This is a genomic window from Gammaproteobacteria bacterium (ex Lamellibrachia satsuma) (assembly GCA_019623805.1).
Lineage (GTDB): Bacteria > Pseudomonadota > Gammaproteobacteria > Chromatiales > Chromatiaceae > QGON01.
Map to the genome: position 1 here is coordinate 1,164,296 of CP053680.1, position 25,216 is coordinate 1,189,511.

At 52.8% G+C, this 25,216-nt stretch carries 21 protein-coding genes; 12 read left to right on the forward strand and 9 right to left on the reverse strand.

All coding sequences use genetic code 11. From position 1 onward, the window contains the following. Nucleotides 1-10: 10 nt before the first annotated feature. The 3 genes from HPY30_04880 to HPY30_04890 all read right to left on the reverse strand — a co-directional run bounded on the left by HPY30_04880 (nucleotide 11) and on the right by HPY30_04890 (nucleotide 5,044). A complete protein-coding gene (locus HPY30_04880) occupies nucleotides 11-1,636 on the reverse strand; it encodes a methyl-accepting chemotaxis protein (GenBank protein ID QYZ65373.1) in 1,626 nt (541 codons plus the stop codon). A 282-nt stretch (nucleotides 1,637-1,918) separates the two neighbouring features. Beyond that, nucleotides 1,919-3,307 carry a cysteine--tRNA ligase gene (locus HPY30_04885; protein ID QYZ65374.1) on the reverse strand — a complete coding sequence of 463 codons (1,389 nt, stop codon included), beginning with the start codon at nucleotides 3,305-3,307 and terminating at the stop codon, nucleotides 1,919-1,921. Nucleotides 3,308-3,436: 129 nt separating this feature from the next. Further along, nucleotides 3,437-5,044, reverse strand: coding sequence for a methyl-accepting chemotaxis protein (locus HPY30_04890; GenBank protein QYZ65375.1), 1,608 nt, complete (start codon nucleotides 5,042-5,044; stop codon nucleotides 3,437-3,439). A gap of 269 nt (nucleotides 5,045-5,313) precedes the next feature. Here HPY30_04890 and HPY30_04895 point away from each other — a divergent pair, with 269 nt between their 5' ends. The 3 genes from HPY30_04895 (at nucleotide 5,314) to HPY30_04905 (ending at nucleotide 7,244) form a co-directional block, all read left to right on the forward strand. After that, a complete protein-coding gene (locus HPY30_04895) occupies nucleotides 5,314-5,883 on the forward strand; it encodes a peptidyl-prolyl cis-trans isomerase (protein QYZ65376.1) in 570 nt (189 codons plus the stop codon). Nucleotides 5,884-5,928: 45 nt separating this feature from the next. Further along, nucleotides 5,929-6,417, forward strand: coding sequence for a peptidyl-prolyl cis-trans isomerase (locus tag HPY30_04900; protein ID QYZ65377.1), 489 nt, complete (start codon nucleotides 5,929-5,931; stop codon nucleotides 6,415-6,417). Between the two features lie 95 nt (nucleotides 6,418-6,512). Beyond that, nucleotides 6,513-7,244 (forward strand): UDP-2,3-diacylglucosamine diphosphatase, encoded by a 732-nt coding sequence (locus HPY30_04905; GenBank protein ID QYZ65378.1) that lies wholly within the window; start codon nucleotides 6,513-6,515, stop codon nucleotides 7,242-7,244. A 111-nt stretch (nucleotides 7,245-7,355) separates the two neighbouring features. On the opposite strand, the gene HPY30_04910 is transcribed toward HPY30_04905, so the two are convergent. Then, nucleotides 7,356-8,171, reverse strand: coding sequence for a ferritin-like domain-containing protein (locus tag HPY30_04910; GenBank protein QYZ65379.1), 816 nt, complete (start codon nucleotides 8,169-8,171; stop codon nucleotides 7,356-7,358). Further along, the gene (locus HPY30_04915; GenBank protein QYZ65380.1) at nucleotides 8,171-9,397 is read right to left on the reverse strand and encodes a DUF4147 domain-containing protein; all 1,227 of its coding nucleotides are present in this window, start codon (nucleotides 9,395-9,397) and stop codon (nucleotides 8,171-8,173) included. The genes HPY30_04910 and HPY30_04915 overlap by 1 nt, the downstream gene beginning before the upstream one ends. Before the next feature lie 157 nt (nucleotides 9,398-9,554). On the opposite strand from HPY30_04915, the gene HPY30_04920 reads away from it, so the two are divergent. From HPY30_04920 to HPY30_04955, 8 genes are all read left to right on the forward strand, one after another. Continuing rightward, entirely contained in the window at nucleotides 9,555-10,484 is a 930-nt protein-coding gene (locus HPY30_04920) for a hypothetical protein (protein QYZ65381.1), read from the forward strand. After that, nucleotides 10,484-11,539, forward strand: a complete 1,056-nt coding sequence (locus tag HPY30_04925) for a hypothetical protein (GenBank protein ID QYZ67913.1) — start codon at nucleotides 10,484-10,486, stop codon at nucleotides 11,537-11,539. Before HPY30_04920 ends, HPY30_04925 begins: the two co-directional genes overlap by 1 nt. 257 nt (nucleotides 11,540-11,796) lie before the next feature. After that, nucleotides 11,797-12,543, forward strand: a complete 747-nt coding sequence (locus tag HPY30_04930) for an HDOD domain-containing protein (GenBank protein QYZ65382.1) — start codon at nucleotides 11,797-11,799, stop codon at nucleotides 12,541-12,543. A gap of 184 nt (nucleotides 12,544-12,727) precedes the next feature. Next, nucleotides 12,728-13,285 carry a Slp/YeaY family lipoprotein gene (locus HPY30_04935; protein QYZ65383.1) on the forward strand — a complete coding sequence of 186 codons (558 nt, stop codon included), beginning with the start codon at nucleotides 12,728-12,730 and terminating at the stop codon, nucleotides 13,283-13,285. Between the two features lie 9 nt (nucleotides 13,286-13,294). Further along, the gene (locus HPY30_04940) at nucleotides 13,295-13,831 is read left to right on the forward strand and encodes a hypothetical protein (GenBank protein ID QYZ65384.1); all 537 of its coding nucleotides are present in this window, start codon (nucleotides 13,295-13,297) and stop codon (nucleotides 13,829-13,831) included. Between the two features lie 55 nt (nucleotides 13,832-13,886). Next, nucleotides 13,887-14,966 carry a mechanosensitive ion channel gene (locus tag HPY30_04945; protein ID QYZ65385.1) on the forward strand — a complete coding sequence of 360 codons (1,080 nt, stop codon included), beginning with the start codon at nucleotides 13,887-13,889 and terminating at the stop codon, nucleotides 14,964-14,966. 9 nt (nucleotides 14,967-14,975) lie between these two features. After that, complete coding sequence (locus HPY30_04950) at nucleotides 14,976-16,646, forward strand: thiamine pyrophosphate-binding protein (GenBank protein QYZ65386.1); 1,671 nt, start codon at nucleotides 14,976-14,978, stop codon at nucleotides 16,644-16,646. Between the two features lie 18 nt (nucleotides 16,647-16,664). Next, a complete protein-coding gene (locus tag HPY30_04955) occupies nucleotides 16,665-18,512 on the forward strand; it encodes a hypothetical protein (GenBank protein ID QYZ65387.1) in 1,848 nt (615 codons plus the stop codon). Between the two features lie 137 nt (nucleotides 18,513-18,649). On the opposite strand, the gene tsaB is transcribed toward HPY30_04955, so the two are convergent. The 3 genes from tsaB to HPY30_04970 are packed head-to-tail and all read right to left on the reverse strand — an operon-like array spanning nucleotide 18,650 to nucleotide 23,521. Continuing rightward, nucleotides 18,650-19,333 carry a tRNA (adenosine(37)-N6)-threonylcarbamoyltransferase complex dimerization subunit type 1 TsaB gene (gene tsaB, locus HPY30_04960; GenBank protein QYZ65388.1) on the reverse strand — a complete coding sequence of 228 codons (684 nt, stop codon included), beginning with the start codon at nucleotides 19,331-19,333 and terminating at the stop codon, nucleotides 18,650-18,652. Nucleotides 19,334-19,372: 39 nt separating this feature from the next. Next, nucleotides 19,373-22,522, reverse strand: a complete 3,150-nt coding sequence (locus HPY30_04965) for an efflux RND transporter permease subunit (GenBank protein ID QYZ65389.1) — start codon at nucleotides 22,520-22,522, stop codon at nucleotides 19,373-19,375. Nucleotides 22,523-22,528: 6 nt separating this feature from the next. Then, nucleotides 22,529-23,521, reverse strand: a complete 993-nt coding sequence (locus HPY30_04970; GenBank protein ID QYZ65390.1) for an efflux RND transporter periplasmic adaptor subunit — start codon at nucleotides 23,519-23,521, stop codon at nucleotides 22,529-22,531. A gap of 242 nt (nucleotides 23,522-23,763) precedes the next feature. Here HPY30_04970 and HPY30_04975 point away from each other — a divergent pair, with 242 nt between their 5' ends. Then, entirely contained in the window at nucleotides 23,764-24,387 is a 624-nt protein-coding gene (locus tag HPY30_04975) for a TetR/AcrR family transcriptional regulator (GenBank protein ID QYZ65391.1), read from the forward strand. Between the two features lie 44 nt (nucleotides 24,388-24,431). Here HPY30_04975 and HPY30_04980 read toward each other — a convergent pair whose 3' ends face one another. Continuing rightward, nucleotides 24,432-24,788 carry a hypothetical protein gene (locus HPY30_04980; protein QYZ64510.1) on the reverse strand — a complete coding sequence of 119 codons (357 nt, stop codon included), beginning with the start codon at nucleotides 24,786-24,788 and terminating at the stop codon, nucleotides 24,432-24,434. Nucleotides 24,789-25,216: the final 428 nt, after the last annotated feature.

Genomic DNA, 25,216 nt, shown 5'->3' on the forward strand with positions numbered 1-25,216 from the left:
CGGCGCGCGATCAGACCTTAAAACGTCCTACCAGGGTCTCCATATTACCGGCCAGTGCGGCTACACCCTCTCCGGCATCTGACACAGTCTGTGCACTCTCTCCGGTATGTCTGGCCAGGTCATTGATATTTGTGATGCTGCGGTGGATCTCCTCGGTCACAGAGGTCTGCTCTGTTGAACTCGCCACAATCTGCTCATTCATCTGCGCTATCGCTGCAACGGCATCTGTAATCTGCCTGAGTGACTCCCCGGCCTTGCTGGCATGTTCAACACTCGCCTCCACCCGCTGCCGACTCTCGGCCATTACCTTGACCGCGCGGCCGGACCCCGTCTCAAGCCGTTCGATCATCTGCTGAATCTCACTGGTTGACTCCTGGGTACGCCCCGCCAGCGTCCTAACTTCATCGGCAACCACAGCAAAACCCCGGCCCTGCTCACCGGCGCGTGCCGCTTCGATGGCTGCGTTCAGCGCCAGAAGATTGGTCTGCTCCGCAATGCTCTTGATGACATCGAGCACCGAGCTGATGTTAGCCACATCCCCTTCCAGACTCTGCACCACATCAGCTGCGCCCTCCACATCCTGCGCCAGCTCTCTGACCTCAATGATACCCGTCTCCACAACCTTACGGCCCTCAGTGGAGGCGGCATCTGCACTGCGCGCGACCTCAACGGCCGCTTGGGCGTTACTGGAAACCTGGCTGACCACGTCAGACATCTGATCCATTGCCGTTGCCACCTGCTGGATATCGCCCTGTTGCCGCCCCAGATCGCCCTGAGTGCTGTGCGTTGCCACAGAGAGATCCCCTGCTGCACGGGTCAAATCAATGGCAGCACCCCTGACCTCACTGATAATGCCGCCGAGATGTTCTTTTACCTGTATCGCACTCTCTGCCACCTCACCCAGTTCACCACCGTTATGCCTGATATCGATCTCACTGAAATCTCCATTGGCAAAACGTTTGAGGGAAACCGAGATATCTTTGGTGGGTATAATGATAATGCGTCTCACCATCCAGATAGAGATGCCCGTCAAGGCGATCAGCGCCGCCAGCACGATCAGCATACTGACGACCATTGCATAGTAACTTTTTTCGGGTAAATGACTCGTGGATTGGTAGAGCTGTCGCGAGATATGTTCCGCTGCATCAGAGAGTTTATTAGTGGGTTCCCGATCGATCCCTTTCACCGCTTTGTCGCCCACCCTGGGGTCGAAGCCGGACTGTTTGAACATCTCCAGCCCTCTCCGATAGGCGGCTCCCATCTGCTCATGGGAGGTTAGAAATGATCGCAAAAGCTTTTTCGCGGTTTCATTTTCCAGCCGGGGCATCAACTTTTCCCCTGCCGCTCTTATCGAAGCCTCCCTGGCTTCGAATTTACCCCAGTACTTATCGAAGTTCTTCTTTTCGAATCCGCGCAGCAAGACATTCTTCCACTCCTGCACCTGCTTCTTGAAATCACTCTGCATGATCAGCATCTGGCGCTCATTACCGGTCTGGCGGTCCAGTGCATATTGATACGAGTCCAGCACATTAAGCAGTGTAATCACCCCATATGCGGTAGCCGAGCCCATCAGCAGAGTGCCGACGAGTGCCAATAGAAGCAACCTGGAGCTAAGCGATTGTCCTTTGATAGACATTTAAATTCCCTCATTAAAGATCGGTAAAAGCAGGTTTTGTCTCTCCGGCGCCCCTGTTCTGCAGGTTGGGGGTCGTTAAGAAAACAAAGGATCTATCCTTGATATTCGTCCGGGAAGGGAATTTCTTTAATCTTTTTGGGTTTAACTCTCCGCAGCTTGTCGCAAAGAGACAGTAGGAGCCGCGCCCCGCCGCGATGACTCCGCGGATAGGTGAATCGCGGCGGGGCGCCGCTCCTACATTTTGACACGTTCTCCAATTACAGGGGGAGAACTGGAGAGGTATCAGCCCCTGCGCCAGGTGGTGCCTTGCGCACCATCTTCGAGGAGGACTCCCGCCTCCTGCAGCGCGTCTCTGATGCGGTCTGCCTCGGCCCAATCCTTGCTGACTCTGGCGTCGATACGCTGTTGGATCATGGCGTCAATCTCTTCGTCCCTGAGCCCACCATCTGCACCCGGCTCTCCCCCTTTGAGATAGCGCTCCGGATCATCCTGCAGAATACCCAGCACACCGCCCAGACGACGCAACTCTGCTGCCAGACCCGCTGCCGCAGCCTGATCGCTGTCACGCAGCCTGTTGATTTCCCGCACCATATCAAACAACACAGCCAGCGCTTCTGGGGTGTTGAAGTCATCGTCCATTGCATCATGAAAACGCTGGGTGAAGGCTTCCGCGCCAAGCGGCTCTCTCTGGGGCAAGTCACGCAGGGCAGTGTAGAAACGGGTCAATGCACCCCTGGCATTGTCAAGGTGTTCACTATCGTAGTTAAGAGGACTGCGATATTGGCTGGTGAGGATGAAGTAGCGCACCTCTTCTGCCTGATAACGCGCCAGAATCTCCCGCACGGTGAAGAAGTTGCCCAGTGATTTGGACATCTTCTCGTCGTTGATGCGTACAAAACCGTTGTGCATCCAATATTTCACGAACGGGTGGCCGGTCGCGCCCTCTGATTGGGCGATCTCGTTTTCATGATGGGGGAAGGTCAGATCGGCCCCGCCGCCGTGGATATCGAAGGTATCGCCCAAGGCGGTGCAGGACATGGCTGAGCACTCGATATGCCAGCCCGGACGCCCCTGTCCCCAGGGAGAATCCCATGCCGGCTCACCTGCCTTGGCTGCCTTCCAGAGGGCGAAATCCAGCGGATCGCGCTTGGCATCCCCCGGTTCGACACGAGCCCCCGACTCCAGATCATCGATCGACTTGCCCGACAGTTTTCCGTAACCGGAAAAACTGCGCACGCTATAATAAACATCGCCATTATCCGCCACATAGGCGTGATCCTTGGCGATCAATTTTTCGATCATGGCGAGAATCTCGCTCATATGGCTGGTGGCTCTGGGTTCATCATCCGGGGGCTGAATGCCCAATGCTTCCGAATCCTCATGCATCGCCAGGATAAAGCGGTCGGTCAGATCCATGAAAGGCTCGCCATTTTCATTGGCACGGGCGATGATCTTGTCGTCGATATCGGTGATATTCCGAATGTAGGTGACGTCGTAGCCAAGATGACGGAAGTAGCGGGCCACAACATCGAATACCACCATCACCCGCGCATGCCCCAGATGGCAGAGGTCGTAGACGGTCATACCACAGACATACATCCGCACCTTGCCTGCTTCCAGGGGTTCAAACGTTTCTTTGCGGTTGTTGAGGTCGTTGTAGATCTTGAGCATGACTGGCCCGCTACCTTTATAGAGTGTCTGCGAAATGCGCGCATGGTAGCGAAAACCTGCCCGCTTCACAAAACAGAGAGGCAGAGAGGCAACCGGCAACTCGTGCCGATGTGGATTGTCGCGGCGAAATCAGACCTTGAACTGATTGACCATCTGATCCAGTTGTCCGGCGATAGCGGCAACTTTTTCACTGGTCTCGGAGGTACTCTGCGCCCCTTTTGCGGTACGGTCCGTGACATCACTGATGGCGAGGATGCTGTTGTTGATTCCCACAACCATCGCAGACTGCTCTTCCGAGGCTGTAGCGATGCGGGCATTGATGTCGGTAATTTCATCAACGGCCAGGGTAATCTCATCCAATGCTGCGCCTGCACGCACAGCGTCCTCGACACTCTGCAACGCCTCCTTTCCGCCCTCCTGCATCACAGTCACAGCCTGGTTGGTGGCGCTATCGAGATGTTCGATGCTGACCCGGATCTCCCGGGTTGCCTCCTGGGTTCTTTGTGCGAGATTACGCACCTCATCGGCCACCACCGCGAAACCCCGTCCCTGCTCACCTGCCCTGGCAGCCTCAATGGCGGCATTGAGCGCCAGCAGGTTGGTCTGCTCCGCAATACCCGTGATCGTCGCTAAAACCTGCCCGATACTCTGGGTATCTCCTGCGAGCTTCTGCACTACCTCTGACGCCTTGGCGACGCGATTTGAGAGATTGTTGATCGACGCGGAGACTTCTGACACCACGTTTTTGCCACCGGCTGCATGTTCACGAACACTTTTTGCCGTTTTCGCAGCACCTGCGGCGTTCCTGGCCACGTCTTCGGCTGCGGTCGCCATCTCGCCAATAACGATTTTCAACTGATGCGTCTGGGTTCCCTGCTCGGAGAAATCCTCACTGCTCGAAGCGGACACCTGAGCCAACTCATCGGAAGAAAGCGCCAGAGTATCCATCGTGGCACTGAGTTCATGGATGGTGGGCTGAAAGCGGTTGAGCATATCGTTCACGGCTTTGCCGACATAGTGAAATTCATCATGCGCACCACTTGCTATCCGGGGGCGCAGGTCGGCATGTTGACCGATCTCCTCCATGGTCATGCGCAAATGGCTCAGGGGCGAGATAACGACTTTGTGGATGATCAGACTGACAATACCCAGACCAATCAACAGGATCACCAGGTTCATCCCGGCGCCAATCCAGAGTTCCCGCTCGATGGCGGCATCCCGTTTGGCCAGGGAAAGACTCATGCGGCCGGCACCAAGTACCGTACCCTCCGGCAGCGCATGGCAGGTCAGGCAGTTGGTACCGTTGTGACTGGATTCCGCAAAAAAAGGCTGGATGACGGTGAGCACTCTGGCCCCATCAACCTTTTTCAGCTCTACGATGCGCTCTCCCACCAATGCCCGCCTTGCGAGATCATCGGTTGGCTTTTCGATGTCAAAGCCGGGACCATAGACCTTACTGACCGCCTCTCCTCTGAGCATACGGACATCGAAAACCTCTTCGCGGGACAGGATCTTCTCCCGCAACATCTCCCGATTGGCCATGGTGCCGGTAAACATCATGGCATTCATGCTATCCAGATAACCGTTAAGCACATCGATCATCTGGGTTTCGGCGGAACGCAGAAGCTGGGCTTTCTGCTGATAGGCCGAATAGACCGTGGCAATTGCCATGATAAGCAGGAATATCAGGGCCATGGCAGGCACGATTTTCCATTGGACAGAAATATAGCGCGACATACTCAAATCATCCGATATACGCAGGCGTAGGGCGCATTAATAAATTAATCAATACGATTTAATTCGGCATCCCCCAAGAAAACTTGAAGTTTTTTGTTAATACCAGCCATTCGGGTGGCGTACCGGGAAAATGTGCCTGTTTTCTAGCAACAGTTTGTCGAGAAGGTAATCGGCAGGATGATCCCCCAGCCGGAAAGGTCTTTTTCCCGCCTGAGAGAAGCTATATCATTGGTCCCTTCAAATTTTCAGTTTTAACGAGGCATCGCTTCATGAAGCAATTATTTTTCAAAACACTACTCACTCTGCTGCTGACCGGCACCTTTGCAAATATTGCAGCGGCAGAGACAGTTCGGGTCATGATGGAGACCAGTCAGGGAAATATCCTGTTGGCGCTGGATCGTGAAAAAGCGCCAAAAACTGTCGACAACTTTGTCCAGTATGTGGAAGACGGCTTCTTCAATGGCACCATCTTCCACCGTGTTATCAAAGGCTTCATGATCCAGGGTGGTGGTTTTACCAGCGATATGGATAGAAAAAAGCCCCGTGATCCGGTCTCCAACGAAGCCAAGAATGGTCTGAAGAACAAACGCGGCAGCATCGCCATGGCCCGCACCAGCGATCCCCACTCGGCCACCGCCCAGTTCTTCATCAACCACAAGGACAACACCTCCCTCGACTACCCCAGCTTTGACGGTTGGGGTTACGCGGTTTTTGGAGAAGTGGTTGAAGGCATGGACGTGGTGGACAGCATTGCATCGCAGCCGACCGGTTTCAAAGGCGGCATGCGTGATGTGCCCATCACTCCGATCGGCATCGAAAAGGTCAGCGTGGTTAAATAATATCTGACCCGGCACAATTTCAACTTAAACAGACAGGCTATTTACATGATTACATTGACCACCAACCTCGGCCCTATCGTCATCGAGCTGGACGAAGAGAACGCACCCAACACCTGCGCCAACTTCAAGCAGTATGTCGAGGATGGCTTTTTCGACGGCACCATCTTCCACCGGGTCATCGGCAACTTTATGATCCAGGGTGGTGGGTTCCTGCCGGGCATGGTCCAAAAGCAGACCCGCGATCCCATCGAGAACGAGGCGAAAAACGGACTTTCCAACGAGATCGGCACCATCGCCATGGCCCGCACAGGAGACCCCCACTCCGCCACCGCCCAGTTCTTTATCAATGTCGCGAACAATAGCTTCCTCGACCATCCAGGACAGGACGGCTGGGGCTACTGCGTCTTCGCTAAGGTGACTTCTGGTATGGACGTGATCGATAAGATCAAGGGCGTTGACACCACCATGAACTCGGGTCATCAGGACGTTCCGGCGGAAGATATCGTCATCGAGAAGGCGGAAATCACCGACTAAACGTCGGCTACTGAGTCGTTGGCAGGAGCGGCGGGGCGCCGCTCCTGCCAACTCTGCTCAGCAAGCTGCGTAAAATTAAACCCAAAGAGATTAAATTGGGCGAAGTCCTCTTCATATCAGACCTACACCTCTCCGGCGAACAGCCGGAGACGGTACGGCTGTTCCTCGATTTCCTCGAACACCACGCCCCTGGCGCAGAAAAGCTCTATATCCTGGGTGACCTCTTCGACGCCTGGATCGGTGACGATCTCGAAATCGAACCCGCGCCACAGATTAAGGCCGCACTAAAGAGACTCTCCGATAATGGCACCCGAATCCTGCTGATGCACGGCAACCGGGATTTTCTGCTTGGCGGGCAATTCTGCGCTCAGACCGGCGCGGAACTCATCAATGATCCAATACAGATCAATCTTTTTGGCACACCCACGCTATTGATGCATGGAGACCTGCTATGCACCGATGACTTGCCCTACCAGGCATTTCGCAAACAGGTTCGCGATCCGGCATTCATCACACAGTTTCTCTCCAGGACCATTCCGGAGCGCATTGCCATTGCCCAGGAGTACCGGGCGAAGAGTGGCGAGGCAACCTCACTGAAGGCATCAGAAATCATGGACATCAATCAAACGACTGTGGCGCAGTATATGGAGGATCACGGCGTAAGATGTCTGATCCACGGACATACCCACCGTCCCGGCCGACACGACTTCATGTTATCCGGCGTTGCAGCCAGCCGTTTTGTTTTGGGGGAGTGGCATCCGGATCATGCCGAATTTTTAGTGGCGTCGCCGGAAGGACTCAGGGTGGAAACTATCAGACCGGCGTAATGATCCCCGCAAGTGCGGAAAACACGGGATCGTAGGATGTGCTGAGCGTAGCGATGCGCATCTGTCGCGATTGATGCGGTTCGTTTTACTCACCACATCCTACATATTGCCTCAACGCCTCGCGCATAACGCCTCCAGACGTTCCAGCTCACTTTCCGAAAAACCTGCATCCAGCCGCGCCTGCCGATGCAGGGGGCAACGAATTTCGCCGTTGAGAACGTTGTTCAACAGATCGAAATAGGTGGTTTCAGGGTCCACTCCCCGCTGCTCACAGAGCCAGGCAAACCAGTCACTGCCGAACTGCACATGCCCCACTTCCTCGTCCAGGATCACCTGTAGCACCGCCACCGTCTCGCGATCCCCCGCCTTGCGGAAGCGCGCCATGATGCCCGGCGTGACATCCAACCCACGGGCCTCCAACATACGGGGTACCAACGCCATGCGAACCAGCGGGTCATCGGCGGTACGGACAGCCATCTCCCAAAGACCATTGTGGGCAGGAAAATCACCGTAATCGGCACCTGCATCCCGCAGACGTCCCCGCAGCAGGCGGAAATGCCGCACCTCCTCCACCGCCACCTGTATCCAGTCGCTGTAAAATTTCTCCGGCATGTCAGGGAAACGCTGCACTGCGTCCCAGGCCAGATTGATGGCATTGAATTCGATATGGGCTATGGCGTGGATCAGTGCGACACGTCCCTGTTCCGTGCCTAGACCACGACGGGGCAACTTGCCTGGATGCACCAGCTCCGGCCGGGGGGGGTGACCTGCTTCGAAAATAGCATCCGCAGGACTCCAGCCGCTGAGTCCCAACTCCCCCAACCGCCAAGCCTGCGCTACCTGGTCTGTAAGATTCAGCTTTGCTTCCACATCATTTTCGAGCAGACAGCGGCGGGCAGCCCGATAGAGGCTTGTTTCGTTTTTCATTACAACTTCAGTCCCAACATCAGATCCATCACATTTGTCCCGGTAGGCCCTGTGGTCACAAGATCTCCGCTCGCCTCCAGCAGTGAACCGGAGTCGGCCCGGCGCAGTGCCTGATCCGGGTCGAAACCCTCATTTCGTGCGCGGGTCAGCGTGGCACCATCCACCAATGCACCCGCATCTTCGGTGGGGCCATCGGTGCCGTCGGTGCCGGCAGCGAGAAACCAAAGATTGTCATGGCCCTGCAACACTCCCGCAGCGGCCAGTGCCAGATGCTGATTCCGGCCGCCCTGCCCCGGCTCAGGCGGCAAAACAATCGTTGTCTCCCCTCCCCAGACTGTCACACCCGGCTCTGCCGTTTTAAGTTCATCAGCCAGCCGCACCCCTGCCGCCGAGGCATCTCCGGCAACGAACTCATCCACCGTTGTTACCCGATAGCCCAGTTTCCTGGCTTCCCGAGCCGCAGCAGCCTTTGCCCGCCCCAGGTTGGCGATGATCTCGATGACCGGACCGTGGTCCCCATAAATTCGCCGCTGTCGAATGGCCTGTCTGACAACCGAATCCAGCCAGTCGGGCAGGCTCAGGTTTTCCGTTCCATCAGGCGCTATCATCTCCGGCGTCAACAGCCCGGAACCGATCACGCCAGGTTCATCCCCCGGCACATCGGAGATTGCCAGCGCAGTCACCGGTCGATCACCCACCCAGTGCAGCAATCCACCGCCCTTGATTCGGGAGAGCGCCTTGCGCACCCGGTTCATCTCACCAATCGCCAGACCGCTGCCCAGCAGCCAGCGATTGGCGCGGACCAGAAAATCCCCCCCCACACCATCGACAGGAGACTCAACCAGGCTGGATGCTCCCCCTGAAAGCAGAAAAAGCAGCGCTCTCTCTGGTTCTTGTTGAAGAAAAGCGATCAGGCGATCACCCGCCGCCAGACTCCTGCTATCAGGCAGTGGATGGCCAGCCTCAAACAGCTCCCAGCCCGGCAAGCTGGCCGAAACACTGTCCAGATGGCCATGCTTGGAGATCACCAGCGCCGAGACAATACGTTCGCCAAGAATCTCTCTGGCCCCCACGGCCATGGCTCCCGCCGCCTTGCCCACGGCCACGAGGGATATTTGGCCCTTTAACGGCCTCTGCCGCAGCCTCTCCCTTACGCAGCGGCGGCCGTCCACCGACTGCAGCGCGGCATCGAAGATCTCCAGCAGTGACATGCGGGGCGTGCTCATGGTCTGATTTTCACACGATTGACGTCAAATAACCGTAGACATCTTCCTCATAAGCCGCTCAAGGCAGTCTCCCGAAAAGAATTACCATCTTCTTCTTAATTCCCAGACTCTCCTGAGGTAAACTGGCACGATTTGAAGCACCATCGGAGAAGCCGCGTTGGGAAGCATACAGTTACGCCGTAACTTCAGTCGAAACATCCTGATCAGGATGGTCATCATGTCCACCCTGGTCGCGGGACTGATTGTCTGGAAGTTCGATTTCATCAACCAGGTCTACTTCCGGGACCAGCTCACCAGCACCGGCCTGATCATTAACGGCACCATTGTCGGACTGTTCTTTATCGGCATCCTGAGGATGATCCTTATCTTCATCCACTATGTCCGCGAGGAGAATGCGCTGATCCGTTTTGTGCGCAATCTGCGGGAGGGGATGGAAGAGCCTTACGCCCAGCTGCCGAAAAAATCCATTATCGTGATGCGCTACCGCACCATGGAAGGACTCTTTAAAGCGAATTGCCCGGTCAACCACGGCTCACTGGCGTCCACCTTGTTGGCCAACGAGAGCACGCGCAACAGCCTGCCGAAGTTCATCAACAATATCCTGATCCTGACCGGTGTTTTCGGCACAATCGTCTCCCTCTCCATCGCCCTGATCGGCGCCTCAGACCTGCTGGAGAATGCGATCAATGTGGGTGGTATGGGCATGGTAGTACACGGCATGTCCACCGCGCTCTCCACCACCATTACCGCGATTGTCTGCTACGTCATCTTCGGCTATTTCCACCTCAAACTCACCGACGTCCAGACCAATCTTGTCAGTGCCGTGGAACAGGTCACGGTCAACGAACTGATCCCGCGTTTCCATGTCCATACCGACAGCGTTCTCTACGAGTTCACCGGCCTGATCCGCTCCATGCAGGGGCTGGTCAACCAGATGGGCCAATCACAGCAGGCCGTTCAGGAGATGGAAGAGCGCATGCTCACCACGCTGGATGGCTTTGCTGAACAGTCGAAGTCTCACTCCCGCGACATGGCCGATATCAAACACATCCTGATTCGCGGCTTCCGACTGCGCCAGCCTGAATAATCGGCATGGATAACAGCTTCGTCGATCTGCGACTGAACCACCACGCAGCCCAGGCAGAGGAGGGTTTCTGGCCCTCTTTTACCGATATCATGACGGTAATCCTCATGATATTCATGCTCGCTATGGTAGTCCTGTTGATCCGCAACATGGAGCTGCTGGACCAGCTGCGCTCAACCATGGCTGCAGAGCAGGAGGCGATGGAACTGGTTAAGACGACGGGCGAGGAGAATCAGACGCTGGAGGAGCGCCTGCTCTCCCGTGAATATGAGCTCTCAATGATGCGCATGCAGCTGATGCGCTCGGAGGAACAGCAGGAGCAGCAGGAGGCGGCCATCGCCAGCCAGTTGCACCAGATCAGCAGCCTGTCACGGGAACGGGACGACCTGGAGAGCAACGTAACCCGCCTTACCCATGACAAAGACGATCTCAACATTCTGGTCACCCGGCTCACCCACGACAAAGACAACCTCAATGTCCAGGTCACCCGGCTGACAACAGATACCAACCGCCTGCAGCTGCAGATCGACGACGCCACCCGCAGCATTGAAAACCTGACTGAAGACATGGATCGAGTCACCAGCCGTCACGCATTGACCCAGGACGAACTGGATAGCCTGCGCACTTCCTTTCACGCCCAAAGTGAGGAACTGGCTCAGGCGCAGGCCCAAAATGTGGACGCAGATCAGACGCTTGCCGATCTGAAGATCGACTTTCAAGCACTCAAGATCAAATATGACAAACTTGTCAGGCCTGCCCGGACTTCAAGAGGCAAGATCGTCGTGGAGGTCCGTTTTGCCAAGGTCAAAGAAAAACTTGTCATCGATTACAAGACCCCTGGAGGCAAAACCTTCAAGACTGTCTCTCGCAAGCAGCTCGATCAGTCACTGACTCGTCTGAAAGCACAGGAATCCAACCAGCTTTACGTCAAGGTCATCATCCCGAAGAACAGCGGCCTGTCTTATAACGAGGCCTGGACCTTCACTAACCAGATGCACAAGAAGTATGACTACTACTTCCAGGAAGATGCCAAAAAAGAGCGGATGATCAATGAATAAACCGCAGGGACTCACAACCTGCGGGGCAGCCTGATTCCGGAACAGCCGTCGTCCTGCCCCTTAGATTCCTCAAGCCGCCTGTTTGCATGGAATTTCTGCGCCAAACAGCTAAAATACATTGAATTCCATACACAAGAGAATCTTCTGTGAATTCAGCGCTCTATCCATCCGAATCAGAACTGCGAAATGCCTATGAAATAATGAAAGGCATAGCCGTTCCCTCTCTGCCCAAAGTGGTACTCACCATTGAGCAGGAGATGCAGGACAAGGATGTCAACATAGCTGAAATTGCCGACCTAATCAGTCAGGATGCAGCAATTTCCGGGCTGGTATTGAAGACCATCAACTCCCCCGCGTTTGGCATGCGCCGAAAATTTGAATCAATTCAACATGCTTCGGTTCTGCTGGGCCTGGAAAACATCAAGAACCTGGTGATCGCTTCTGCGCTGAAGCATGTATTCGAAACTAACCAGCCCGCAGTGCAAATGATCTGGGAAGATGTCAATGCAGTTGCCCAGTGCGCTGTCTGGATCTCCAGTTCAATCACTTCAATTGCCAATGATGAAGCCTATCTCGCCGGTCTCTTTCATAAATCCGGCGCTCTCCTTATGGCTAAACGCTTCAGCGACTACGATGAAGTTCTCAGGGTAGCGAAGTCAGACCCCGGGAAGTGGATAGAAGAGGAAGAGCGAAGGTACGGGACCAACCACGCCATAATCGGATTTATCCTGGCCGAGAGTTGGAAACTACCCGAGATCATCTGCCTGACTATTCTTCACCACCCTCGAGAATCGTGCAGTGAAATTGAAGATGAAAAACTCAGGTCACTGATTGCGACCATTAAGGTGGCCAACTACATTCTTGACACAATCCTGTTAAGGGAATCCACAACCGCAAGTGACACTCTCGATTTCTTTGCAACGGCGATAAAAGAGCTGGCGCTGAGCAGTGATGAAATTGAGGCTTTGAAAGACCAAATGACTGAGTTTATTTTTTCAAAATAGACATCAGGGCCAATTTGTACCAATAAAAGACCACAGGCAGCGTATGGGACAGTGCTGTACCGCCGGATAGTTTTTTATTGAGCGCTGTTGGGACTCCCTCTGCAAGCAAAATCGTTCTACAATTGAATTAGCGATTGTTCTGCCATATTGGAAAAGGCCTAATAGCTCCAGAAAGTGGTTTTCTATGTTTACCAGATACCAGATCAGCACCGGCACTCCCTATATTCAACGATGCCTGATCGTTGGTATTTTGGCTGGCTTGCTGAACGGCTGTTCCTCCAATGTGCCCGAACTAATCAAAACAGCTCCACCAGGAAATATTCAAATTTCCGAGGTCCACCAGGCAGCAGGGCGTTTCAATCACTCCCGGATTCGCTGGGGCGGCACCATTATCAGGGTGGATAATCTCAAAGAGAGCACCCTCATCGAAGTATTGGCACGCTCGCTGGCCTCGGAGGGAAAACCGGATTCTGGCAGTGATGGGCAGGGGCGCTTCATGGTCAAAGTGAAGGGGTTTCTCGATCCGGAGGAGTACCCGAAAGACCGATTACTCACCGTAACCGGATCTGTCACCCAGGCGATCGAGCGCAGTGTCGGCGACTATAACTACACCTATCCAGTGGTCGAGGCGGAAGTCTACTTTCTCTGGCCGGAAGAGAAGGATTATCCTTATCGCTACTATCGTGATCCATTTTATGACCCCTGGTATCCTTTTGGGTACAGGTATCCTTACTATTGGTAGGGTATATCCATGACAAAGTTTTTCAAGCGCATTTTCTTCGTCACCCTGTGCCTGTTTTTGGCTGCTTGTGCCTCCCCGCAAGCCCGGGTGCCTGCAGGAGATCGTTCAGTCACGCCAAAACAGATAGCTGAAAAAAAACGGGGTATCGGGGCATCCCCAGTGGAATGGGGTGGTGTAATCATGGAATTGCGCAATCTGAAGAGCAGCAGTGAACTCGAAGTAATCGCTTACCCTTTACAAGAGAACGGCAAACCGGATCTCGATGCCTCTCCAACCGGACGCTTTATCGCGGTCACACCTGGATACCTTGAGAGTGTCGACTATAACAAGGGGCGCCAGGTCACCATTAGCGGCCCTGTCAGTGAAATCAGAGCGGGCAAGGTTGGCGAAGCGGATTATCAATTCCCGGTCATCAAAACAGCCGACGCCTATCTTTGGCCGAAAGCAGTAGCGCAACGCGATACAAAACCCAGAATACACTTCGGCATAGGCGTCGGTAGCGGCGGTTACTCCCGCGGCGGCGTCGGGATCGGAGTCGGTTTTTGAGCGTCACACAACTTAACAGCCACCTGCGTGCTGCAATCTGTAGAAAGGCATAATCATGGAATGGCTGTCAAATACATTCCCTATGTTCAGCCACTATATGCCGGCACTTATCACTGCCGCAGTCATTGTCGTGATCGTCTGGACATCCAACAGATCCCTCATCACCCGGCGCACCAACCTGGGCGCAGAGGCAAAGCTGCCCCGCCAGTTACTCATTCTAGGCCTGACATTGGTCGGAATACTGATCCTGCTCTTTCAAATCCCGATGTCGGAGGTCGCGCGAGGACAGATACTCGGTCTGCTTGGCATCGTACTTACCGGTGTCATCGGCCTCTCATCCACTACCTTTGTCACCAATATCATGGCGGGGATGATGCTGCGGGTGGTGCGCAGCTTTCGATCCGGGGATTTCATCCGTATCGGCGATCAATTTGGGAAAGTCACTGACCGGGGGCTGTTTCACACCGAGATCCAAACCGAAGACCGGGATCTGACAATCTTTCCAAATCTGTTTCTGATCACGACGCCTGTCACCGTCGTCCGCAGATCAGGCACGATTATCTCAACAACTCTCTCTCTTGGTTATGAAATGCCCCGCGCCCGTATCGAGGCGTTATTAATCGAAGCGGCAGAGGAGGTAAAATTATCCGAGTGTTTCGTTCAAGTCACCGAGATTGGCGATTACGCGGTAACCTATCGAATCGCAGGATTTCTGCCGGAAGTGAAACATCTATTGACTGCCCGCTCGAATCTGCGAAAGATGGTACTGGATGTACTTCACCAAAACGGCATCGAAATCGTTTCTCCGTCCTTTATGAACCAGCGCCAATATGGATTGGAAAGTCGATTTATTCCGACGGACACAAGCGCCAAGCAGGATGATTTGGTTGCCAGTGACGATTCACCGGAAACCATCATGTTCGACAAGGCAGATGAGGCAGAAGAGCTCGATCAACTCCGTGATGAGCTTGAGCGCCATAAATCGCGTAATCAGGAACTCAGCGAATTGTTAAAAACCAACAGCGAATACGATACGGCGGCGATCAAAGCAGAAGTCGAATCCAACGAACAGCGAATCCTTCAACTTTCAGAAATTATTGAAACGAAAACATCTGATTCGAAGCCTGAAAAATAATAAAGTTAGATGAAAATCCAAGTCAGTGAACTAATTATAAAATACATGGAGCGTTTGGGTATCGAGGCTATTTTTGGCATGCCCGGCGCTCACATATTACCTGTTTATGACGCATTGTATGATTCAGATATTCAAAGCATATTAGCCAAACATGAACAGGGCGCAGCTTTCATGGCTGGCGGATACGCCAGAGCCTCCAATACAATATCTGCCTGTATAGCAACTGCCGGACCTGGTGCCACGAATCTGATAACGGGGGTTGCCAATGCTTATGCGGACAGGTTACCAATCCTTGTCATTACAGGTGAAACATCAACCCATATTTTTGGTAAAGGTGGTCTCCAGGAAAGCTCTGGAGAAGGCGGCAGCATCGATCAGGCAGTCCTGTTCAAAAGCATCACAAAATATAGTAAAACCGTAGAAAGAACCGACTATCTTGCCCAGGTTTTGAATCAGGTTTCCACAATACTGCTCTCCCCAAACCCTGGACCGGTACTCCTCAGCTTTCCATTTAATGTTCAGAAAGAGATGGTTGACGACGCGATCCTGGATAACATAAAGACAAAACTGCGTGTTCATAGAGTCCAAGAGGATTTTCCCGCCGTAGAATCACTATCCAGGCAGATAATCGATGCCAACAACCCTGTCATAGTAGCCGGGTATGGTTGTATAAAATCAGGCGCCCAGGAGATCGTCTCCCGGTTGAGCGAATCGATGAATATTCCTGTTGCAACCAGCCTCAAGGGAAAGGGCATTATTGGGGAGCATGCGACACTATCCCTTGGAAGCCTGGGGGTCACCTCAAATGGCAACGCCTACAGATACATTGTAGAAAAAGCGGATCTGTTAATTTTTCTTGGCGCAGGCTTTAACGAAAGAACAAGTTACTTATGGGATGAAAAACTGCTGAGAAATAAAAAAGTCGTGCAGATCGACAACGATAATGACCAGCTGGAAAAGGTCTTCGAAGCAGAGGTTGCAGTTCATGGAGACATCAGAGAAATCCTGTCTGGTGTACTGAAAAATATCGACAAGAGCGGGTGCGCCAAAAAAAGCATCAAGGAGATCGGAAAGAATATAGAAAAACTGGCAAAGTATTCAAATACTGGAGAATCCTCGGTTTCCCAGCCGGAATTTTCGCTGGCAGAAGGTTTTTTCACAAACTTGGAAAAATATTTCCCAGAGGAGATTCTTCTCTTTGACGATAATATCATTTTTGCACAAAACTTCTTTAGCGTATCCCGAGGCAACCACTACTTCCCAAACTCTGGAATCTCCTCATTGGGACATGCTGTTCCAGCAGCAATTGGCGCAAGGTTCTCCATGCATATGCCGACATTTGCCATTCTTGGTGATGGTGGGTTTCAGATGTGCTGCATGGAGATAATGACGGCGGTCAACTACAGCATACCGCTAAATATTGTTGTTTTTAACAACTCCACAATGGGCCTCATCCGCAAGAACCAATTCCAGCAGTACAACAAACGATTCATCAATTGCGACTTCATCAATCCTGACTATAAACACCTCGCCAGGTCTTTTGGGATAAACCACAAAACAATCAAAACTGAGTCAGACATTACCGATTTATTTATAAACAGTGACCTTGAAGATTCAATAAATCTTATAGAGATAATCATTGATAAAAATGCCTTTCCAACCTACATGTCAAAAAGATAAACCACGGCTTCATGCATTATGGTTTCGGCCTCTTACAAAATTCTCACCCGCTTTCTTGAGACACACACCAATAATCCAGCATTAAACCTTCTTAACAAATCACTCAAGAAGAAACTATCTCTATCTTCTGCTCAGAAACAGATCGATGAGATTCTTCCCGTCTATCAAACATCCATTCAAAATATTGAAAAAGATTTCCTGACATCAAATTACGATGACGTACTCATCGAATGGTATCACCTGCTTTTTCAGGAGATGGAGAGCCATATTGCCTTAACGGGGCGCGATTCCAGGCATAAATTCGTCATCATTATTCCTGTCGCCGACAGGCCTCAACATCTGCGAAACTGTCTGACCAGCCTGCTCAATCTCTGTCAATTGTTTCAATATGGTGGATTCCAGGATCACAAATTCAACAAAGTATCCGTGATTATTGCCGATGACTCAAAACACTCAAATAGTATTCTGGATAACAGGGAAATCTCTCATTATTTCAATGATCACGGGCTTGAAACCCTCTACTTTGGTCAAGAAGAGCAACTGGAACAGATCGACCAACTGACAAATGAAAAGAGAAAATCATTGGCAGGTGTATTGGGAAGCTTTGACAGATCTGCCTTCTACCACAAAGGCCCGTCCTTGATGCGTAATATTGTCTATCTCAAGCTGAATGAGATGAACAAGCAGGAGGAGAATCTTCTATTCTATTTTGTTGACAGCGATCAGGAATTTAGAGCCAGGGTTCAATCAGATAATGGCGATAAGGATATCTACGCCATCAACTACTTTTACGAATTGGACAGGGCATTTTCATCTAATGAAATCAGCGTACTGACGGGAAAGGTGGTCGGCGACCCCCCCGTTTCTCCTTCCGTTATGACCGGAACATTTCTTGATGACGTCATTGCCTTTTTGCTTCAAATGGTAGAATCAGATGCCGGACACTCCTGTCAGTTCCACCAGGCAGCCCGCCGCAATGCCAACGAGGCCGCTTATCACGACATGGCCAATCTGTTTGGCTTCACACCAACATCAAACACCTATAGATACAACTGCACACTGGATGGCAAGCATGATAACTGTCACTGCCTTGTAGATTTCTCCAGCAAGTTAAACCAGTTCTTTTATGGAGAGCATCCCACCAGAAAAAGTTACTTCAGCCATGAAGTCGATATTCACAACACCACTCCCGCAAGAACCGTCTATACCGGAAATTATATTTTCAACAAAAATGGATTGAACCATTTCATCCCGTTCGCAAGCCTCAAACTAAGGATGGCAGGACCTGTCCTTGGAAGACTGATCAGATCCGAGTTAGAAGATCAATTTATCTCGGCAAACCTGCCGATGCTCCACAATCGAACGGTAGAAAAGACCGGCCAATCAGAATTCAGACCCGGCATAGAGAAACGGGCCGACAACATCGACCTGTCAGGAGAGTTCGAACGGCAGTTTTTTGGTGATGTAATGCTGTTTACCATCGAAAAACTGGCTGAGGCAGGTTATCCAATGCAGATGCCAGCCAAGGCATTCATCGTTCAGACATTGGGCACAACAGAAGAAAACATCCTTCGGCAATACAGTGAAAAGCGCACAGAGATAGTGGGCAAGTTGGAACAGTTAAAGATAATCTTTTCCAACAAAGACAGCTGGTGGAATCAATCGAAGACAATAGAGCCTGCAGCCGAAAACTTCAACCTGTTTATAAATAATATAGATAATAATTTTGGAAAAAATTCCCGGTGTTTTGCACTTATAAATTCAACGGCTCACAGAAAAAAGCGCAAAGATGAGATTCTCAATGCAATCATGCGATATAGAAAAGAGAGGAAATCCTGGAAAAGTGCCTTAGCTGAGAGATCGTAGACCTGATCAAGCGTAGCGGATCGGGATTGCCGGTTCCGCTGCGCTTGAACCGGCCTATCTGTTAGGGTCTGTTAACACTAAACGCGCCACGTAACCCAACAGCTGTTGGCCGGGTTATGTTGAATTGTGCTGAATAGTTACCCGGCTTTTTTATTGGCAACACGATCCCTGAGATAGATCGGCAAGGCCAGTTCAGGTGCCACACTATTCCCCGCCTCAAAACCCGCCACACCCAGCAGGGCCACATCCTCCGCACTGCAATAGAGATCAGGCATCTGTTCTTCCAAACCTGCACCCATACGTTCTGCCAACAGCCCACCATACACAGCCCAGCCTGTCCCGACACCGTACCAGCCATCACCATCCGGAAGGTTAACATCTTCGGCTTTCGCGACTGTTTCCCTACCCTCTAATTCAACCAGTCCAGCTGCACCAAGATGATAAGCCGCCCAGTAGACCTCACCCATGCGCGCATCAAACGCCGGCAACAGCCGCTTAAAGCCGCTCTCCCGGCAGGCACGCTGGGCCAAAGCAGCAAGCGTGGAGACCGGCACTACCGGTAGGTCAGCTGCAAATGCCACCCCCTGAACCACACCGGTGGCAATCCGCACTCCAGTGAATGATCCCGGACCCCGGCCGAATGCAATGGCATCCAGTTGCGGCGGCACCAAACCCGCCTCATTCAACAGTTCATCCATCATGGCAAGTACCAGTTCACTATGACCTCTTGGGCGTACTTCGTAGCGCAAGTGAATCTCACCATCGATTGAGAGGGCAACGGAGCAGGCTTCGGCAGCAGTTTCGAGGGCAAGCAATTTCATTGAGGGGGTCTCAACTCACAAAACAGGACACCGATTTTATCAGTTCGTTGCCCGCAGCGCTTTTCTGCGTTCACGACGTTCCTGCAAGCCCTGCAACAGATCCCACAAAACGGGCACGATAAACAGGGTCAGGGCGGTTGCCGTCGCCAGTCCGGCAACAAAGGTCGAAGCCATGGTGCCCCAGATGAGCGAATAGCTTGGAAAACCTACTGCCATCGGCAGCAGGCCCAGAGTAGTGGTGAGCGTCGTCAAGACAATAGGGCGCAATCGAACCTGGACTCCGTCAACGATTGCTTCCCGGCGTGACATACCGCGTCGATAGCGTTTATTGATAAAATCCACCAGTACCAGCGCATCGTTTACCACTACACCCGCAACGCCGATGACAGCAATAAAACTGTTGACTGTGAAGAGTGTCTGACTCACCAGCTTACCGAACACCACGCCAATCAACGCAAAGACGATTGCAGACAGAATGATCAACGGTTGTAGATAGGACTGAAACTGCGTTGCCAGGATCACATACATGACCAACACTGCAATGATGAAAGCGTAGGCCAACGACTCGAATGACCGCTGCGTATCTTCATGCTCGCCACCAAAAGTGACCGTTGCGCCGGGATACAAATCACGGACAGATTCATAATAGCGCTTTACCCCGTTCACGATGGCAGGCGTCGAGGTCGGTGCACCCGGCTTGATGTTTGCCTTCAGGCTGATGGCTCTTTGTCCCCGATATCGTTTTATCTCACCGGCTTCACTGTAAGTATGGATTCTGACAAGATCGGCCAGGTGGAGAGGACGTTCAGCATCCTCCACAACCGGAATATAGAGCGCATTCTCCGGCTCTTTCAGCCTCTCCGGATCGATATAGAGTTTGAGATCAACCTCTTCATCAATGTGCCGGTATTTACCCAGATAGCGGCCATCCAATACACTGGCGGCCAACTGCGTCACATGCGCGCTGTCGAGTCCATACTCAGCTACTCGATCCTGCAGCACTTCAAATTGAATCGCCCGTTTCGGCAGCCCCCGGTCATCCGCCAGATCAAGCAAGTGAGTTCCAATATCCGGATCTCCGCGCATATGATCAAGCAGATCCGTCGCCAAGGCCGACACCGATTCGATATTTGAACCCACCACACGCACGTTGATGTCCTTGCCACTTGGAGGGCCATCGTTCTGCGGGTGAATGTGCAGTTCAAACCCATCTGTCTCAAAGATCGGTTTGAGTTTTTCCCGCATCCGATCCAAATGCAGCAGGGGATCATCAAACGTCTGTTCATTCGCTGATGGCATGGTCACCATCACCGAACCGTGATTGTTACCATAGACCGGCTCATAATCCTCATTGAAATAGAAACCGGCATAACCGGCCGCTGCCTTGGCCATCCCCGGCCCATCTGCCATCACTGCCTCAGAGATCTTCCGCACGCGTTTGTCCACCACCTCGATCGGTATGCTGCCTGGCCCCACCACATCGACATAGTAGAGTTTGTAGTCATCGGGAAAGAATTGAATACGGATCAACGGCACCTTGCCGCTGGCCGACAGACCCAACACGACCACAGCAGCACCGAACAGCAGCATCACCAAAACCACGCTGGTCAGGCGAAAACGCATTGTCAATTTCAGCAGGCTGCTGGTAAAACGCCGCAACACCCGCATCAGGGCATTGTCCCGCTTCACTGCGGTATTTTTCTTATCGGCTCTGGGCCCAAAGTCGAGGTAGTGAATGGGCAGGATCAGCAGACATTCGACCAGCGAGGCCACTATGGCAAAGGTGACCGCCTTCGGCACCAAGGCAAAAAACTGTCCGGTCGTTCCGCTCATGATCAGCATCGGCAGAAAAGCTGCCACCGTTGTCATTGTTGCTGCGATCACCGGCAGGGCCACTTCGGAAGTTCCCTTGACGATCGCCTCCCGCAGTGGGCGCCCTTCCTGCACATGACGATAGATATTTTCCGTCACCACAATGGCATCATCCACCACAATCCCAGTCACCAGAACAAAGGAGAAGAGCGTGATTTCGTTAAGGCTGTTTCCGGTGAGGTACATGATCAGCATGGTGATCATGAAAGAGAAGGGTATGCCGATGGTAACCAGACCGGCATTACGTATACCCATGAAATACCAGATAATCAGGGAGACCAGAGTGATACCCACCAGCATATTCATACCGAGGGTGTTCAGGCCGTCCTTGATATAGACGGTGGAGTCCTGGGTCAGGACCAGCCCTACATCCTGTGCCTGCAGCAGGGGGCGATACTCATCGACCACTGCCGCGACAGCATCACGGATATCCATGGCATTGCCGGCATCCGACTTGGTCACCTTCAGCGCCAGTGAAGGTTTGCCGTTTACCGACGAGATCACGGTTGGATCCCGATAGCCCATCCCGGCCCGGCTTATTACATCTTCAACCCGTACCAGGCTGCCATCAGCATCAACCCGGATCACTGTCCCCAGAACCTGTTTCAGAGAGTCGAAGCGTTCGTCAACCTTGACCAGGAATTGACCTGCACCGTTACTGAAATTACCGGCGGGCAGTGACACATTGGCCCTGTTTAATGCATTGGCGACAGCATTGAAACTGACCCCAAGAGATTTAAGCCTCTCCGGGTCGAGCTTGACGTGAAACTCCTGGACATACTCTCCCGAGAGTTCAACCTCCTGTACTCCACCGATCTTCTGCAGCCGGGTTTTCATCTCCCCAGCCATCAGGGCCAGCGCCCGGTTTTCATGATCTCCAGTGAAATTCACCACGATCACCGGCAGCCAGTCCTGCACTTTGGCATTGATCAGGTTGGGCGGATCAACGCTTTCCGGCAGTTCGCTGATAACATTGAGCACCTCAAACCGAACTTCGTTATAGAGCGTGTCATAATCGGCGTCATCGACAAACTTTAAGCGAATGTGGGATCGTCCACTGAATGATGTGGCACTGATCCACTCCACATCATCTACCGATTCGAGTGCCTCCTCAATCTTGCGGGTTACCAGACTCTCCACATCGACCGGAGAGGCCCCCGGATAGACCGTGGAGATGATTACCTCTCCGAAACCAAAATTGGGGTAGCGTTCCGCCGGCAAGGAAAAAAGAGAGATAAATCCCACTACGATCAGAACGACGAACATCAGGTTGTAGAAAACCTTCTGTTTTAGCGAGAATTTGACCACCGATTCCATACCGGATTACTCCCCACCCATGACGAATTCATCGCCTGGCTTGACCTCGGGAGCCGTCACCCTGACCCACTCCCCTGCCCTGCCCTTCGCACGACCCAGGAATACAACCCTGATATCACTGCCGTCTGCACGCTTCAGCCAGTGCTCTTCATAGCGTTCCGACACTGCCCCTGCAGGCAATACCACTGCCCCGGAACGGGCGGGAAGATCGAGTGTCAACTCAGCACGCAGTCCACCCCTTGCACTCCTGGCATCTACCACTATCTCCAATTCAACATAGATCTTGTGGGAGGCTTCATCAAAGGAGGGTGAGACCCGCTCGATCTTCGCCACCATCTTCTGGCCCAGTCCGGGCAGAAAGAGCACCAACTTCTCACCCAGCCCCTGCAGGGTCTGAAATTCCGGCAACGATAGTGCGAATGGGACCAGCAGTCGGCTGTAATCTCCAACCCTGACCACCGGCTCGCCGCTATTGATCCACTGCCCCTGCTCCACATGGCGCTCGACCAGATGCCAACCATCAGGCGCGTTTATGCAGTGGCGCTTCTTTTTCTCACGCAGTTTCTCTTTCTGCACCTTGAGGGAAGCAATCTGACTGCGGGCGCTGTCAAGATTGCGTTGCGCATCGTCAAGCTGGCTCTCGGAGGAGCTCTTCTGTTTCAGCAACTGACTGAAACGTTTCACCTGCTTTCGATAGTGGCGGACATCGACTTCAAGACGTTGTGTCTCAGCGCTATTGGCACGCAGGTCCAGTTTGATAAAGGTGTCATCAAGACAAACCAGCTGACGGTCGGCGTCGATTCGGTCACCCACATCAGCATTTACCTCCTCCACCCTGCCTGAGGCTTCTGCGGAGAGTGTCAGCAATGTGCGTGCCCTGGTAAACCCCGAGAGCACCTCCCGTTGCGTTGCGGCTTGTGCCGTCACCAGCTCCTTTGCATGGATATCAGCAGCGATCAGGCCACTGATCAGTAGCAGCACTCCCAAAACCTTCTGCATCACTTCCACTCCCTATGTCACTATTTGCGCTATTTCAGTGTAGGCCGGTTCAAGCATAGCGGAACTGGCAAGCACTATGCGTTGTACCTAATCCATTGCCTGATCCGCTACGCTTGATCAGGCTTACGAACTCATGGAGGACAAAGCATGATATCGACATGCGTACACCAATGTTGGCAGTGTATACATGGATGTATGCAATGTCAACATCGACTGATATACTCCCTCTGAGGAGATTGTTAATGAACAAGAAATCTGGCGAAACATATCACCACGGTAATCTGCATGACACGCTGATCGCCGCGGCAATCGAACTGATCCGCGACAAAGGCCCAAATGCATTCAGTCTTCGTGAACTGGCTAAAAAGGCAGGTGTCAGCCACACTGCGCCCTATCGTCACTTCAAAGATAAAAATGCGCTGCTTTCGGCGATTGCCGAAACAGGTTTCAAAACACTGACAGAGCGAACACGAAACGCCGCCATGCAGTTTGATGGTGACCCGAAGCGGCAACTGATCGAAACCGGTGTCGCTTATGTAGAGCTTGCATTGGACAACCCCGAGATCACGCAGTTGATGTTCGGCGGCTTCATCGATACGGAAAAATGTCCAAAAGAGAACTTGGATTCTGAAGCGGATAACGCCTTTCAGGGTTTGGTAAGCTTGATAGAAAGCGGCAAGCAGTCCGGAATTTTTCGCAATGAAGAGACTGAATTGCTTGCGCTGGCAACCTGGTCCATGGTGCATGGATTGGCCATGCTGATCACGGGGGGCCAGCTATGCGGAATTGCGGATGAGCGAGATCAGGTGCGCAACCTGAGTGCAAAGGTGGAAAGTCTGTTGATGGAGGGCATACTGGTCAGGTAACTCACCATTTTTGGTCAAGACCAGTCTCGCAGTAGGAGCGCCGGTTACCCGGCACCCCCTGCACAGTCCCGGACGTGCGGTTTTCCCGCATCCGGTTCCTCGGTCGTACTCGCTTTCGCGCAAGACAAGACCATCATGTGAACACCCTCCAGGGTGACCCCACCATTCGCTGCGCGCGATGGAGAGCGAAGCGAAGGCGCGTAGTCACCGGTTGCTGTCAGCAGGGCTGTCGCAATCATGGACCCAACCCCGGGAATCGTCTGCGTACGCTCATCTGCTTGTGCAATCTGCTTGATCTTCTTGTCGTAGTGGGCGATACGTTCGTCTAGATGCCTAAGTTCCCTGTAAAGTCTGAACAGTTCCTCTCGGAACAACTCCGTCAGGTCCTTCCCCATGTTCATGACTTTCCCATGCGCTGAGTACTATGCCTGATAAGAGTCCCTGGTGGCATACGGCAGTCACCTGCCTGCCCAAATCCAGGCTTCCACAATGTGCGTTTAGACGACTGCATAGTCCTGTGTCCGAGTTTCCTCTTCTGTACCTCAGATCAGTATGTCTTGCGTTCATGCTTCTTCCTGCTGGGAGCCAGCCATGGCTTCCCGAGTTCTACATCTCATCTCTTCCTGCATGCCACGGCCTGTCGACTCCGACTGATCTCCACAGCCTCGCCTTTCCGGGTGCTTCTGTGTTGCCTTCGGTGGGCCATTAAAGCCTCGGCATCCGCGGAAGCTAAATCTCGAAGCTGTACCAGCTCTTCAGGGTGCACGACCACCCTTGCGGCCTACAGGATTCTCTGTCTACGCTTCGCCCGCCTTGTTCACCGTTCCTT